Origin of the sequence: Rhizobacter sp. J219 (assembly GCF_024700055.1) — a bacterium.
Classification (GTDB): Bacteria; Pseudomonadota; Gammaproteobacteria; order Burkholderiales; family Burkholderiaceae_C; genus Rhizobacter.
Map to the genome: position 1 here is coordinate 4,114,134 of NZ_JAJOND010000001.1, position 13,619 is coordinate 4,127,752.

General features: G+C 69.7%; 12 protein-coding genes and 1 pseudogene. 4 read left to right on the forward strand and 9 right to left on the reverse strand.

Annotated features, from left to right (window positions below):
* Window positions 1–72 precede the first annotated feature (72 nt).
* The gene (locus LRS03_RS19475; protein WP_257827606.1) at window positions 73–2,667 is read right to left on the reverse strand and encodes an FG-GAP-like repeat-containing protein; all 2,595 of its coding nucleotides are present in this window, start codon (window positions 2,665–2,667) and stop codon (window positions 73–75) included.
* Between the two features lie 362 nt (window positions 2,668–3,029).
* On the opposite strand from LRS03_RS19475, the gene LRS03_RS19480 reads away from it, so the two are divergent.
* The gene (locus tag LRS03_RS19480) at window positions 3,030–3,461 is read left to right on the forward strand and encodes a tellurite resistance TerB family protein (protein ID WP_257827607.1); all 432 of its coding nucleotides are present in this window, start codon (window positions 3,030–3,032) and stop codon (window positions 3,459–3,461) included.
* On the opposite strand, the gene LRS03_RS19485 is transcribed toward LRS03_RS19480, so the two are convergent.
* The 6 genes and pseudogenes from LRS03_RS19485 to LRS03_RS19510 form a co-directional block, all read right to left on the reverse strand.
* Window positions 3,462–4,916: an aldehyde dehydrogenase gene (locus LRS03_RS19485; RefSeq protein WP_257829616.1), complete on the reverse strand. Its 1,455-nt coding sequence runs from the start codon at window positions 4,914–4,916 to the stop codon at window positions 3,462–3,464.
* Between the two features lie 273 nt (window positions 4,917–5,189).
* Window positions 5,190–5,681, reverse strand: a pseudogene (locus LRS03_RS19490) (ABC transporter ATP-binding protein); the annotation flags it as partial.
* Complete coding sequence (locus tag LRS03_RS19495) at window positions 5,678–6,427, reverse strand: ABC transporter ATP-binding protein (RefSeq protein ID WP_257827608.1); 750 nt, start codon at window positions 6,425–6,427, stop codon at window positions 5,678–5,680. The pseudogene LRS03_RS19490 and the gene LRS03_RS19495, both read right to left, overlap by 4 nt.
* Window positions 6,424–7,371, reverse strand: a complete 948-nt coding sequence (locus tag LRS03_RS19500) for a branched-chain amino acid ABC transporter permease (RefSeq protein ID WP_257827609.1) — start codon at window positions 7,369–7,371, stop codon at window positions 6,424–6,426. The genes LRS03_RS19495 and LRS03_RS19500 overlap by 4 nt, the downstream gene beginning before the upstream one ends.
* Window positions 7,368–8,243 carry a branched-chain amino acid ABC transporter permease gene (locus LRS03_RS19505; RefSeq protein ID WP_257827610.1) on the reverse strand — a complete coding sequence of 292 codons (876 nt, stop codon included), beginning with the start codon at window positions 8,241–8,243 and terminating at the stop codon, window positions 7,368–7,370. The genes LRS03_RS19500 and LRS03_RS19505 overlap by 4 nt, the downstream gene beginning before the upstream one ends.
* 4 nt (window positions 8,244–8,247) lie before the next feature.
* Window positions 8,248–9,459 carry an amino acid ABC transporter substrate-binding protein gene (locus tag LRS03_RS19510; protein WP_257827611.1) on the reverse strand — a complete coding sequence of 404 codons (1,212 nt, stop codon included), beginning with the start codon at window positions 9,457–9,459 and terminating at the stop codon, window positions 8,248–8,250.
* Window positions 9,460–9,637: 178 nt separating this feature from the next.
* On the opposite strand from LRS03_RS19510, the gene LRS03_RS19515 reads away from it, so the two are divergent.
* A complete protein-coding gene (locus LRS03_RS19515) occupies window positions 9,638–10,597 on the forward strand; it encodes an AraC-like ligand-binding domain-containing protein (protein WP_257827612.1) in 960 nt (319 codons plus the stop codon).
* A gap of 7 nt (window positions 10,598–10,604) precedes the next feature.
* On the opposite strand, the gene LRS03_RS19520 is transcribed toward LRS03_RS19515, so the two are convergent.
* Window positions 10,605–11,429 (reverse strand): hypothetical protein, encoded by an 825-nt coding sequence (locus tag LRS03_RS19520; RefSeq protein ID WP_257827613.1) that lies wholly within the window; start codon window positions 11,427–11,429, stop codon window positions 10,605–10,607.
* Window positions 11,430–11,643: 214 nt separating this feature from the next.
* Here LRS03_RS19520 and LRS03_RS19525 point away from each other — a divergent pair, with 214 nt between their 5' ends.
* Together LRS03_RS19525 and LRS03_RS19530 are read left to right on the forward strand one after the other, a co-directional pair.
* Entirely contained in the window at window positions 11,644–12,057 is a 414-nt protein-coding gene (locus tag LRS03_RS19525; RefSeq protein WP_257827614.1) for a PaaI family thioesterase, read from the forward strand.
* A gap of 39 nt (window positions 12,058–12,096) precedes the next feature.
* Window positions 12,097–12,852: an alpha/beta hydrolase gene (locus tag LRS03_RS19530; protein WP_257827615.1), complete on the forward strand. Its 756-nt coding sequence runs from the start codon at window positions 12,097–12,099 to the stop codon at window positions 12,850–12,852.
* Between the two features lie 10 nt (window positions 12,853–12,862).
* On the opposite strand, the gene LRS03_RS19535 is transcribed toward LRS03_RS19530, so the two are convergent.
* Window positions 12,863–13,438 carry a YceI family protein gene (locus tag LRS03_RS19535; RefSeq protein WP_257827616.1) on the reverse strand — a complete coding sequence of 192 codons (576 nt, stop codon included), beginning with the start codon at window positions 13,436–13,438 and terminating at the stop codon, window positions 12,863–12,865.
* Window positions 13,439–13,619: the final 181 nt, after the last annotated feature.

The following is a 13,619-nucleotide window of genomic DNA, read 5'->3' on the forward strand; positions in this document are numbered from 1 at the left end:
ACGAACGGCCCTGGGCTGGCGCGAAACGCCGGCGGCAAGGCGCCAGTGGCGGCTCGCCGCGCTGCGACGCGGTCAGCGGGCGTTGCTGCGCGACGGCTGCACAGATGACGCAGAAGGCGCCCGGCCGCCCACGCCCAGCCACCAGCGCAGCGTGGGCGCCGCGGCCGATTGGCTCATGCGCCGCTCGGTGGCCGCGGCCGACGCGGGCGTGCCGCGGTTGTAGAGCACCGAGACGCCGGCCTGGGCGATGTCGGTGCGGCCGTCGCCGTTCAGGTCGCCCACCGCGAGGCCGTGCGGGTTGGCGCTGCCGTCCGTGCCGTCGAAGCGCTGCTCGGCCTGCAGCACACCGTCGCTGCCTTGCAGGTACACGCCGACGCTGCCCCAGCCGTCGTGCGCCACGGTAGCGTCGAGTCGGCCGTCCTGGTTCAGGTCGGCGATCTCGATCGCGCCCGGGTAGTCGAGGCTCGTGAGCGTGACGGGCGGCGCGAGCGTGCCGTCGGTGCGCTGGTAGAAGACCGAGAGCGCGGCCGGCGCGGCACCGCCCCAGGTGACGGCGAGGTCGCGGCGGCCGTCGCCGTTCAGGTCGCCGATCGCCACGCCACGCGCGGCCCAGCTGCTGTCGACGCTCTGCGTGAGGGGCGCGCCGTAGCGGCCATCGGCCTGCTGGTAGAGCAGTGCGATCGAGCGTGTGGCGTCGCCGTTGGGGTTGCTCACCACGATGTCGGGGCGGCCGTCGCCGTTGAGGTCGCCCACGTCGAGGTCGCCGGCGGTGAAGACGCTGCCGCCGCCCGCATCGACCGGGTAGAAGGTCGGCAGCGAGATGCGGCCACCGACCTGGTACCACACCGCCACCTGGCCGGTCTGCGCGCTCATGCCCACGAGGTCCGCCAGGCCGTCGCCGTTGAGGTCGGCGGCGCGGATGCGGTGCGACTCGCCATAAGGCAGCCAGTTGCCGCTCGCGAGCGTGCCGTCGGGGCGTTGCAGGAAGATCTCGACGCCGCAGCCGCCTTGGCCGATGGCCACGTCGTTGCGGCCGTCGCCGTCGAGGTCGGCGATGGCGAGCGAGCTGGCCTTGCACTCGCTGTAGCTTGCGTTCGGGTAGCGCACCGGGTCGGCGAGCGTGCCGTCGGGGCGCTGCAGGTAAACCACGAGCTTGAAGTCGTTGACCGGGTCGAACGAGAAATAGGTGCTCATCACCACGTCGGCCAGGCCGTCGCCGTTGACGTCACCGACCGCCACCGCCTCGGGTGCGTACTGCGGCTGCACCAGCGTCGGGTAGCCGAAGAGGCCGGGGTCGGTGCCGAAGGTCCAGGGCTGGCTCATCAGCAGCGGGTTGCCGCGCAGGTCGGTGATCGCCGGATCGAACTGCACCAGGTAGCGCGTGGCGCGCTGCAGCGGGGCCTGCGGGCGGATCGTGATCGTGCGCGGGTTCACGAGCGTGACGGTCGCCGCGACTTCGGCGCTCGTGGTGGCATTGAACAGCCGCACGTTGCCGGGCACCGTGCGCGCATCGAGCGCCTCGCTGAACTCGGCGCGCAGCACGGCGTCGAGCGCCACGTCGCCCGCATCGCGCGCCGGCGACAACGCGACCGCGGTCGGCGCTTCGGCCTCGATGGTGAAGGCCCAGCTGCGCGGGCGCAGCGCGTTGCCGGCCAGGTCGACCAGACCGGCGCCCAGGCGGAGGGTGTAGACGCCGCTCGCCCAGGGCTCGTAGGGCACGAAGGTGAGGCGGTTGCCGTTGAGCGAGATGTTGCCGAAGACCGCGCGGCCGGCTGCGTCGGTGACGGCCACGCTCGTGGGCACGAGCGCATCGGCATCGAGCGGCTCGCTGAAGTCGACGTTGACGATGGTGCGGCTGCCATTCAGGCTGCGCGGGGCCGGGTCCATCGCGGTGACGACGGGCGCCACCGCGTCGCTGCGCCGGCCGCCCACGCGGTAGGCCAGCAGGCTCTGGCTGGTGTTCTGCACCGCATCGCCCTCGCGGAAGACACCCCGGCTGCGGATCAGGCCGACGCCCGGTGCATACCAGTCGTCGATGGTGGCGGTGATGGTGGAGGGTGTGGCGGTGGCCGAGGCGACGAGCGTCTGCTCGATGCGGGTACGCAGGTGCGCGCTGCGCGGGAAGAGGCCGGCCTCCGTCTGCGTGAGCAGCTCGAAGCCGACCATCGTCACCTCGGAACGCACGCTGAGCATGTCGTTGCGGCCGTCGCCGTCGATGTCGACGCCCGAGTCGACCGTGCGGTCGACCTGCACGAAGCGCTCGCCCGGGGTCAGCGGGAAACGCATCACGTCGAGCGGGCCGAGCGCCTGCAGCACCGGGTTGGCGCTGGCGCCGGGCACCTGGCGGAGTGCGCGTGCGTCGATCGCGAAGTTGACCTGTTCGAACGGCGCGAAGCCCGGCACGTTGTGCGTGACGATGCGGGTGTCGACGCTGCCGACGCGCTCGCGCCCGGTCACCTTGAACTTGAGCTGCCCGCCGTCGCCGGTGCGGTAGACCCACTGGTCGTTGTTGCCGAGAGGGAAGTACTCGGCGCCGCCGCGCCCGAGCAGGGCATCGAGACCGAGGCCTTCGTCGTCGGCGCTGGGGCCGGTCTGGTCGGAGCCGCCGGTGGTGGCTGTGCCGTCGTCGCCGCCCCCGCCGCAGCCGGCCAGCAGGCCTGCCAGCACCAGTGAACTGAGGAGAAAACGCCGCGCACGCCACGTGCCGGCCAAGCAAGACAACACCATCGACCACCTCGGAGGAAAACGCCGGGCCGCCCCAAGTTATTTTTTTGGCCCCCGCGGGAGGGCAGGCTGGATGCGGTCCAGCCCTGGGGGCACACAAGGCACCAGGTTGTGAAAATTCTGGCAGTCGACTCAGGGCTGTGCGGAAGTCCCTACCACCCGACTCTAGGGATGGCGACACATCGCGCGCAGTGCATCCCCCGTGGAATGCAACCAGTCGTATCGAAACGCCCAGGGTTTACGCGGCACGCCACGTGCCATCATCCCCGCATGCTCAAGACGCTCAAGGACCTTTTCGACAGCCTTTGCCCCCGGCGGCCAGCACCGACCCGGCCGCTGGCGAACACGCGCTTCAACTCGCGACGGCGGTGATGCTGGTGGAGGTGATGCGCGCCGATCCGAGCTTCCATGCCGGCGAGCGCGAAGCGGTACTGGCGGGCCTGCGCGACAAGTTCGCGCTCTCCGACGACGAAGCGCAGCGCCTCACCGAGCTGGCCGAAGACGCCGCGAAACGCTCCACCGACCTCTTCAGCTTCACCTCGCGCATCAACGAGCGCTTCGAGATGCCGCAAAAGCTGCGCATGATCGAGCACATGTGGCGTGTGGCCTACGCCGATGGCCACCTGAGCGCGCACGAGCGGCATGTGCTGTGGCGCGTGGCCGACCTGCTGCACGTGCCGCAAGGGGCGTATGTCAACGCGCGCATCCGGGCCGAGAAAGAAGCCGGCATCGGTTGATCAGAATGGGTAGTGCCGTTCGCTGGTCTGGATCGTCACCCAGCGCAGCTCGGTGAACTCGGCCACCCCCGCCTTGCCGCCGAAGCGGCCGATGCCGCTGCCCTTGACGCCGCCGAAGGGCATCTGCGCTTCGTCGTGCACCGTCGGGCCGTTGACGTGGCAGATGCCGGCTTCGATGCGCCGTGCCACGTTGAGCGCGCGGGCGATGTCGCGGCCGAAGACGGCCGACGACAGGCCGTACTCGTTGTCGTTGGCGCAGGCCACCGCCGCGTCCACGCCGTCGACGCGCACCACGCACTTCACCGGGCCGAAGGTTTCCTCGCGGTAGATGCGCATTGCCGGCGTCACGTGGTCGAGGATGGTCGCCGGCATCAGCGTGCTGTCGGCCTTGCCACCGCAGACGAGCCTGGCGCCCTTGGCGAGCGCATCGTCGATCAGCGCGTTGCAATGTTCCACCGTGCCCATGCCGACCACGCTGCCCAGCACCACCGGCTCGGGCTTGCGCGGGTCGCCGAGCGGCAGGCCGCGGGCCTTCTTCGCGAAGCGCGCCACGAAGTCGTCGGCGATCTTCGTGTCGACCACGAGGCGCTCGGTCGACATGCAGATCTGGCCCGAGTTCATGAAGGCGCCGAAGGCGGCGGCGTTGACGGCCGCATCCAGATCGGCGTCGTCGAGCACCACGAGCGGTGCCTTGCCGCCGAGTTCCAGCACCACCGGCTTCAGGTGTTTCGCGCAGGTGAGGGCGATCAGCTTGCCCACGCGGGTGGAGCCGGTGAAGTTGACGCGCCGCACGGCCGGGTGGGCGACCATCGCCTCGACGACGCGTGCCGCATCGGCCGGCGCGTTGGTGATGTAGTTGACGACACCGGCCGGCAGGCCGGCTTCCTGGAAGGCTTCGACGATCAGCTGGTGCGTGCGCGGGCAGTTCTCACTGCCCTTGAGCACCACCGTGTTGCCGCACGCGAGCGGTGTTGCGATGGCGCGCACGCCGAGGATCACCGGCGCATTCCACGGCGCGATGCCGAGCACCACGCCGGCCGGCTGGCGCATGCCCATCGCGAGCGAGCCTGGTACGTCGCTCGGGATCAGCTCGCCGCTGATCTGCGTGGTGAGCGACGCGGCCTCGCGGACCATGCCGGCCGCCAGGTGCACGTTGAAGCCGGCCCACAGGCCGGTGGCGCCGGTTTCGGCCGCGACCGCTTCGATGAACTTCGGCGTCTTGGCTTCGAGGGCGTCGGCGGCCTTGAGCAGCAGCGCGCGGCGCTCACCGGGCCCGGTCTGGCTCCACGTCTTGAAGGCTTCGGCCGCTGCGTCGACAGCCGCCACGGCATCGGCTTCGCTCGCCGCCGGTGCGCGCGTGGCAACGCTGCCGTCGAGTGGGTTGCGGCGTTCGAAGGTCGCGCCTTTTTCGGCGGACACGGCCAGGCCGTTGATGAGCATGGAGAGGTCGGACATCGGGGTCTCCTTGGAATGAGGCGTGGGGGAAGTCGGTGGGGTGGCCTTGCCCAGGTAAGCCTGGCGCACGACCGAAGAGCGTGCGAGCAGGTTGGCTGGGCCGCTGGCGACGAGCCGGCCGCGTTCGAGTACATAGCCGCGGTCGGCCACCGCGAGCGCCTTGCGCACGTTCTGCTCGACCATCAGCACCGTGGTGCCGGCATCGGCGATGCGGCGCGCGATGGCGAGCAGCTCGTCGACCATGCGCGGCGCGAGGCCGAGCGAAGGTTCGTCGAGCATCAAGAGGCGCGGCGCGCTCATCAGCGCGCGCGCCACCGCCACCATCTGCTGCTCGCCGCCGCTCATGGTGCCGGCGAGCTGCTGGGCCCGTTCGGCGAGCTTGGGGAAGTCGCGCAGCGCGTGCTGCAGGCGGTCGGCTCGCTCGGCCTTGTTCGACAACCAGCCGCCGAGTTCCAGGTTCTCGGTGACCGTCATCTGCGGGAAGAGCTGGCGGCCTTCGGGCACGAGCGCGAGGCCACGCTTCAAGATGGCCGAGGGCGGTGCGTCGTGCGCGATCTCTTCGTCGTCGAGCACCAGCCGCCCCTGGCGCGGGATCAGCCCGGCGATGGCTTTCAGCAGCGTGGTCTTGCCGGCGCCGTTGGGGCCGAGGATGACGGTGAGGCCGGGGCGGGCTTCGAGCGTGAGGTCGCGCAGCACGAGGAAGCCGCCGTAGCCGGCCGACAGGCCATCGACCTTGAGGTGCGCGGTTCTCAAGTCGTTCTTCATGCCGCGGCCTCGACCATTTCGTCACCCAGGTAGGCCTCGATCACCTCGTTGTTGCGCACCACTTCAGAGGGCGTGCCGTCGGCGATCTTTCGACCCTGGTGCAGCACCAGCACACGCTCCACCGCGGCGAGCAGCGTCGTCACCGCGTGCTCGATCCAGATCACGGTGAGGTCGAGTTCGTCGCGCAGACGGCGGATGAGCGTGGCCATGTTCTGCACCTCCGCTTCGGTCAGGCCAGCGGCCACTTCGTCGAGCAGCAGCAGGCGCGGGCGCGTGGCCAGCGCCATGCCGATCTCGAGCAGGCGCTGTTGCGACGGGGTGATGGCGGCCGCCGGCAACGCGGCCTGCGGGCGCAGGCCGATCAGCGTAAGGATGCTGGTCTCGTCTTTCAGCGCCCCGCGCGCCGCCCGCTGGCGGCCGGCGAACTGCAGGCCGAAGTCGATGTTGGCCGCGACGCTCAGCTCGCCGAACACCCTCGGGGTCTGGAAGGTGCGGGCAATGCCCTGCTGCGCATAGCGGTGCGGCGCAGACCCGGTGAGCCGCCGGCCGCCGGCAAACAGCTCACCGTCGCTTGGCGGCTGCACGCCCGACAGCGCGTTGAAGAAGGTCGTCTTGCCGGCGCCGTTGGGACCGATGATGCCGACCAGCTCGCCGGGCGCAAACGCGGCGCTCACCGCATCGACGGCGGTCAGCCCGCCGAAACGCACCGTCAGGTTGCGGGCTTCGAGCAAAGGGTGGCCGTTCATGCCGCCCCCCTGCCGCGCAGCGCACGGCCCCAGCCCGAGATCGTCTGCCAGCGCAGCGAGGCCAGCCCGCCCGGCAGGTAGAGCACACACAGGATGAGCAGGAAGCCGAGTGTCACCATGTAGAGCTGCGGCAGCTGCAGGCGAAGTGTCTCGGCGAGCACGCTGAACACCACCGCGGCGATCAGCGGGCCCCACAAGGTGGTGGCGCCGCCGATGAGGGCGATCAACACCGTCTGGAAACCGATGAAGGGGTTGAACACGCTGAGCGGGTCGATGTAGGTCCAGCGCACGCTCATCGCCGCACCCACCGCACCGGCGAACGCGGCGGTGATCGCGAAGCCCGCGGTCTTCACGAGGCGGGTGTCGACGCCGAGCGTCTGCGCGCGCTGTTCGTCGGCGCCGATGCCGGCCAGCGCGAGGCCGAAGCGGCTGCGCCGCACCACGATGGCAGTGAGCACGGCCCCCACCGCGATCGCGAGCACGGTGAGGTAGACGGTGTCGCCCTCGGGCACGGTGGTGAGCACGCGCCCGACGGTGCCGGTGACCTGCCTTTCCCAATACGTGATCGCATGGCGGATCAGCTCGGTCATGCCGAAGGTCAGCACCGCGAAGTAGGTGCCGCGCAGGTGCAGCACCGCCAGGCCCATCACCACCGCGACCACGAGCGCCAGCGCTGCCCCGAGCGCGATGACGAGCGGCCAGGCCAAGGCCCCGAGCGTGAGCGCCGCGGTGTAGGCACCGATGCCGAAGAAGGCCGCCGTGGCGAGCGACATGTAGCGCGTGCTGCCGCAGAAAAGACTCCAGCTCGACGACAGCGCCACGTACATCAGGCAGGTGAGGGCCATCGAGACGATGAACTCGCTGGCGTAGTGGGGGATGGCGAGGGCCCAGCCGGCCAGCATGGCGAGCACGAGCAGGTCGCGCTTGAAGAGAGCTTGGCTCATCGTTTGAACAGCCCGTTCGGCTTCCACAGGAGCACGCCGATGAAGATGGCGTAGGACAGCAACGACTTGAGCGAGGGGCTGGTGAAGTGCATGCCCAGCGCCTCGATCACCCCGAGCGCGAGGCCGGCGACCAGGCTGCCGGTCATGCTGCCGAAACCGCCGAGGGTGATGACGATCAGCGCCGTCACCGTGTAGGGCTCGCCGATGGCCGGCGAGATCGCGTACGCCATCGACAGCAGGCAGCCGGCTAGGCCCGACAGGCCGAGTCCGATGCCGAACATCAGCGGGTGCAGCCGTTCGGTGTCGATGCCCACCAGCTGCGCGCCGGTGGTCGACTGCATCAGCGCGCGCACGCCCTTGCCGAGCAGTGTCTTGCGCAGAAGCACGATCAGCGCCACGCTGGCGGCGATCGACACCGCGAGCAGCAGCAGCTTGTTGCCGGCGAACTGCGCGCTGCCCACCACCACCGGCTCGGTCAGATAGTCGTAGCCACGCAACTCGCCGCCCCACACCAGCGAGGCGAAGTTCTGCACCAGGAACATCAGGCCGAAGGCGACCATCAGCCCACGCGCTTCGAACACGTCGACATTCGGCGAGGTGGCCGCGAGCCGCTTGAAGGCGAGGCGGTGCACCCCCATGCCGATGCCCATCAGCCCGAAGAAGGCCACCGGCGCCATCAGCAGGGGCGAGAGACCGAACTGCGATTGCGCGAACCAGGTGGCGAACGCGCCCAGCATCAGGAACTCCCCATGCGCGATGTTCAGGATGCGCATCAGCCCGTACTGCAGGTTGAGCCCGAGCGCGATCAGCGCATAGATGCCCCCGGTGATGAGGCCGGAGGCGATCAGTTCGAGCCAGGCACCGAAGGACACGTCTCTACTTCCAGGCGGGCTTGGCCGGCACCAGCGCGGCGGTGGCCATGGCCTTCGGCCACACGACTTCGAACTCGCCGTTCTGCCACTGGCTCACCGAGCCGGGTGTGGCGACGTTCTCGCTGCCGTTGAACCTGATCTTGCCGAGCAGGGTGTCGTGCTCGTTCTTGGCGATGTATTCGCGGATCGCCTTGCGGTCGAGGCCCGCCTTGCCCACGGCGGCGGTCAGCACTTCGAGCGAGGCCCAGCAGGCGCCGCTCGCCCAACGGTCGGGCTCCTTGCCGCCGAACTTCTTGGTGTGCGCGTCGAAGTAGGCCTTGGCACTGGCGCTGCTCTTGGCATTCCACGAGCCCATGCCGAGCACGCCTTCGGCGCCGGCCGGTGTCATCACGTTGCGGTAGAGCTGGAAGGCGGTGCCGACCGACGCGTAGAAGAACTTCGGGTTGAAGCCGATCTCCTTGGCCTGCTTGCTCGCGAGGATGGTGTCGGGCGGGTAGGTGATGCCGATGAAGGCGTCGGGGGCCTGGTCCTTGAAGGCGCGCAGCACCGGCGACAGGTCTTTCACGCCCAGGGGGTAGCTCTTGCGGTCGGTCACCTGGATGGCGGTGTTCTTGAGCGCCGTGTTGAGTGCGGCGAAGTTCTCCAGGCCGAAGAGGTCGTCCATGTAGACGATCGCGATCGTCCTCACGCCGTTGGCGACGAGCATGTCGACCAGCGCACCCATCATGCGGTCGGGCTGCTGCAGGAAGGAGAAGAAGAACGGCAGGTTCATGTCGATCAACTTCCGCGACAGCGCGGTCGGCGCAAGCATCGGGTAGCCGAAGCGGTTGGCCAGCGGTGCCACCGCGAAGTTGGCGGTCGAGCCCCAGGGCGGCAGGATGAGATCGACCTTGTCGCTGCCCATCAGCTTCTCGTAGGTGCGCACGCAGGTCTCGGTCTCGCTGCGGTCGTCGTAGCTCACGAGTTCGATCGGGCGCCGGGTGCCTTTGACGTTGAGGCCGCCGGCGGCGTTTTGCTGCTCGGCCCACAAGAGGAAGTTGGGCTCCTGGCTCACCTGCGCGCCGCCGGCCCAGGGGCCGGTGCGGGCGATCGCGTAGCCCACGCGCACGGGGCCGGTCTGGGCCCGCACGGGCAAGGCAAGGGTGGCGGCGCCGGCCGCGAGGCCGGTGATCGCATCGCGGCGCGAGATCAAGGCGGGAGGTTTTGGCGTGCTCATGGGGGTGTCTCCTCACATCGGGGAGCCGCATCCTAGGAATCGCGCGGCTGCGGCGCTTTGCCAGCGATGCAGAAGCACTTGCCGATTTGTGCACGCCGGCATGGGACTTACCCGCGAGCGCGTGCGGGCTGCGGACAACCACATTGAGATTGCGCTTCGCACTGGCTACGCTTGTGGCATGCAAGCCAGCCAGATGAGCACCGACCAGGTCGCACCGCGCGAGCGTGCCGGCTTCTGGTCGGACTGGATCAACCGCCTCTTCTGCGGCTTGAAGTCCGACCTCTACGGCGACACCGATTTCAATGGCCGCATGAGCACGCTGCGCGCCGGTGACGTGGTGCTCACGCGCCTGGAGTCGCAGCGCCATCGGGTGCTGCGCTCGCCGTCGCAGGTGCGGGCCTCCGAGCAGGGCTACCTCAAGATCGTCGCGCCCTGGGTGGGCTGCGCGGGGGTCGAGCAGCAGGGCCGCGAAGCCTGGGTCACGCCCGACCAGTGGAGCCTCTACGACACCACCGACAGCTACGCGGTGGCCAACCCGGTGCGGGTCGAGCATCTCATCGTGATGGTGCCGAAAGACCGTGTCACCGAGCGTGGCGTGCACATCGACCCGCTGGTCGCGCGCCGCCTCGGCGGCACCGGCGGCGTGGCGCGCATCGCGCTCGAGACCATGCGCAACGCCTACCGCGAGCTTCCCGGCATGAGCCCGCAGGCGGCGCAAGGCGTGGGCGATGCGATCACGCAGCTCGTGCATTTGTCGCTGCTCGATCTGGCCGGCATCGGCACCGCGACCACGCAGCGCGAGGCCCTGCGCGAGCGCATCAAGCAGCATGTGACGCAGCACCTCGGCGATCCGGCACTCTCGGTCGACGCCATCGCGCTCGCGCTCAACTGCAGCCGCCGCCAGCTCTACAACGCATTCGCCGAAGAGCCCGACGGCGTGGCGGGCTACATCCTGCGGCGCCGGCTCGAAGCATGCCGCCGCAGCTTCGACGACCGCGCGCAAGACCGCCGTTCGATCACCGACATCGCGATCGGCTTCGGCTTCTCGAACATGGCGCACTTCAGCCGGGTGTTCCGCGCCCACCTCGGCGTGGCGCCGAGCGACTACCGGCGTGTGGCCGGCGCGGCGCGCGCCTGAATCGCCTTCAGCGCGGCGAGTGGAGCGCCAGCCGGCGCTGCATGCCTTCGCAGCTGAGGTCGAAGCCCTGGGCCGAGTGCATCACCGCCACGCCGTGCGAGGCCGACCACACCGCTTCGGCACTCAGACCGGCGCTCAGCGCGAGCGTGCGCTGCAAGGCCGGCATCTGCGGGCCGAGTGCCTTGTCGACCAGCCGCGGCAGCCGGCCGGTGTGCACATCGGAGCGGGTGGCGAGTGCGGCGATCTGCAAGGCCTGGTCTTCGGCCAGCGGCTCGTCGCGCTCGCGCGCTTCGGCGGCGAGGGCTTGCCAGGGCACGGCGTTGTCGGGGTCGAGGCGTACCCATTGCGCGTTGCTCAACAGGTTGCACGAGCCGCCATCGGGCCCGCGCCGGCCGGCGCAGGCTTCGAGTGCGATGGCGTAGACGAACGGGTCTTGCGAAGCCGCCGCGAGGCGTGCGATTTGCTCGATGCGGCTCGCCACCTCGCGCCCGCGCAGGCGTGCGCCCATCCAGAGCGCGGCGGCGCGCACCTGGTCGTCGTCGCTGGCGAGCATCAGCGCGTCCATCGCGTCGATGGCCGAGCGGCGCACGTCGAGGGGGATGCGTTGCACCGGGTCGGGGTCGTCGGGCGGCAGCTGCACCTCGCCGTAGCCGCAGACCTCGGCCATGCCGGGCGGGCGGCGCTGGGGTTTTGCAACAGGAGCCTTGAGCACCGGCGGGCGGGTGTAGGGCACGGCCGGTGCCTGAGAGACGCGTGCCACGTTCACCCCCGGCGGTGTGGCGACCGGCTCGGCCGGTGCGTCAGGCTGCGTCGCCTGCGCCAGCCACAGCATCACCCCCCACCGCGCCGGCTGCGACCGGCACGGCCCAGCGTGAGGTGCCGTGTTGTCTCCGTTCGTTCATGGCCTGACCTCATGGGGCGAGCCTGCGCAGAGCGTGGCACAGCGTCCCGGCGCTGGCAACTGCCGCACAGGTCACCAGCACGTCACCAGCAAAGTGGGCCGAGCCTCGGCAGAATCGCGGTCACCTCGAACCCTGCTCCCCGCCATGCCGACAGCCGAAGACTTCAACCAACGCAGCGTGAACCATCTCCCCGGGCACCTGGGCATCGTCATCACGCAGGCCGAGCCCTCGGAGTTCCGCGCCGAGATGCCGGTGGTGCAGAACCTGATGGCACCCAACGGCTTCCTGCATGCCGGCAGCGTGGTCACGCTGGCCGACACCGCCGCCGGCTACGGCTGCGTCGCCAACCTGCCGGCCGGGGCCATCGGCTTCACCACCGTCGAGCTCAAGTCCAACCACCTCGGCACCGCCCGCGACGGCACGGTCGAGGTGGTCGCCAAGCCGGTGCACCTGGGCAAGACCACGCAGGTGTGGGACTCGGTCGTGACGCACCGCGAAACGGGCAAGACGATGGCGCTCTTTCGCTGCACGCAGATGGTGTTGTATGGCAAGGCCTGACACGAAGGTCGCGCCACGAGCGCCCGGCGGCATGAGACCATGCGCCGCGTGCTGATCTCGATCCTCGTCATCGCCCTGCTGGCCTACGCCGCTGCGTGTGCGGCCCTGTTCCTCTTCCAGCGCTCGCTGCTCTACTTCCCGCAGCCGGCGCAGGTGGCCACACCGCTGGTGCCGATCGAGGGCCGCGCGGGCGTCGTGGCGAGCCATCGCGCGGTGGCCGGCCCGCAGGCGGTGCTCTATTTCGGCGGCAATGCCGAAGACGTGTCGCAGAACTTCGCGCCGCTCGCGCAGGCCTTTCCGCAGCACGCGCTCTTCCTCATGCACTACCGCGGCTACGGCCTCAGCACCGGCACGCCGACCGAGGCCGACATCGCCGGCGATGCGCTTGCGCTCTTCGACCAGGTGCACAAGACCCACCCGCAGATCACCGTGATCGGCCGCAGCCTGGGCAGCGGCGTGGCCTTGCGGCTCGCCAGCCAGCGGCCGGCGGCACGGCTGGTGCTCGTCACGCCGTACGACAGCATCGAAGACATCGCGGCCGAGCGCTTCGCGCTCTTTCCGGTGCGCTGGCTGATGCGCGACCGCTACGCCTCGTGGCGCTACGTGGCGCAGGTGGCCGCGCCGGTCACGGTGATCGCGGCCGAGCACGATGCGGTCATCCCGCGCCCGAGCACCGACAAGCTGGTGGCCCGCTTCGCGCCCGGGCGCGCCCAGATGCACGTGTTGCCGAAGACGGACCACAACAACATCCTGATCGCCCCGGGCTACCTCGGGCTGCTGGCCGGCTCTCCCTGACGCCTCGCCGCTACTGCCGGATCGCCTCGACCTGCACCAGCAGGCGCACGTTGTCGGGCGTGATGGCCGGCAGCCCGTAGCGGATGCCCCAGGCGCTGCGCTGAAGGGTGGCCTCGAAGTCTCCGCCGCAGACCTCGCGCTGCAGCATCGGGTGCTCGTAGCAGCCGTAGCGGATCGCGGTGAGCGTGACCGGCGCGCTCTTGCCCAGCATCACCAGCGTGCCCGACACCGAGGCGACCTTGTCGCCGCTGAAGACGAACTGGTCGCCCACGAAGCGCGCCCGCGGAAACTGCTCCACGTTGAAGAAGTCCCCGCCCTTGAGGTGGGTGTCGAACGCCGCCACGCCGGTGCTGAGGGAGGCCATGTCGATGTTGATCTCGACCTTGCCCGTCTTGGCGGCGCGGTCGAGGATCACCGCGCCTTCCTTGCGGTCGAAGCGGCCGCGGTTGGTGCTGACCCCGAAATGCGAGGCCTCGAAGATCACCATGCTGTGGCTGGGGTCGATGCGGTAACGGACCTCCTGGGCCTGGGCGGCGCCGGCGGCCAGACAAGACGTGACGAGGGTGGCAAGCAGGGGATGGGGCATGGCGGTTCCGGGGTCTGTGGGGGGGCTGGCTGGGATTCCGTGAACAAAAGCACAAAACGCGCGTTTTGGCTTGATCTCTTGTGTTCGTGGAAAACGCCAGTCGACATTTTGAACGCGCGTGCAAATCATGCCGCGCGCCCGTTCAGTCCCGGCCGGGTGCTTGTCTAGAACATGTTTGGCC

What these genes read in the sequence shown, in the direction of transcription:
- LRS03_RS19525 (WP_257827614.1), top strand. Translation starts at nt 11,644, where the DNA reads ATGCCGACAGCCGAAGACTTCAACCAACGCAGCGTGAACCATCTCCCC.
- LRS03_RS19535 (WP_257827616.1), bottom strand. Translation starts at nt 13,438, where the DNA reads ATGCCCCATCCCCTGCTTGCCACCCTCGTCACGTCTTGTCTGGCCGCC.
- LRS03_RS19530 (WP_257827615.1), top strand. Translation starts at nt 12,097, where the DNA reads ATGCGCCGCGTGCTGATCTCGATCCTCGTCATCGCCCTGCTGGCCTAC.
- LRS03_RS19520 (WP_257827613.1), bottom strand. Translation starts at nt 11,429, where the DNA reads ATGCTGTGGCTGGCGCAGGCGACGCAGCCTGACGCACCGGCCGAGCCG.
- LRS03_RS19515 (WP_257827612.1), top strand. Translation starts at nt 9,638, where the DNA reads ATGCAAGCCAGCCAGATGAGCACCGACCAGGTCGCACCGCGCGAGCGT.
- LRS03_RS19495 (WP_257827608.1), bottom strand. Translation starts at nt 6,427, where the DNA reads ATGAACGGCCACCCTTTGCTCGAAGCCCGCAACCTGACGGTGCGTTTC.
- LRS03_RS19485 (WP_257829616.1), bottom strand. Translation starts at nt 4,916, where the DNA reads ATGTCCGACCTCTCCATGCTCATCAACGGCCTGGCCGTGTCCGCCGAA.
- LRS03_RS19510 (WP_257827611.1), bottom strand. Translation starts at nt 9,459, where the DNA reads ATGAGCACGCCAAAACCTCCCGCCTTGATCTCGCGCCGCGATGCGATC.
- LRS03_RS19500 (WP_257827609.1), bottom strand. Translation starts at nt 7,371, where the DNA reads ATGAGCCAAGCTCTCTTCAAGCGCGACCTGCTCGTGCTCGCCATGCTG.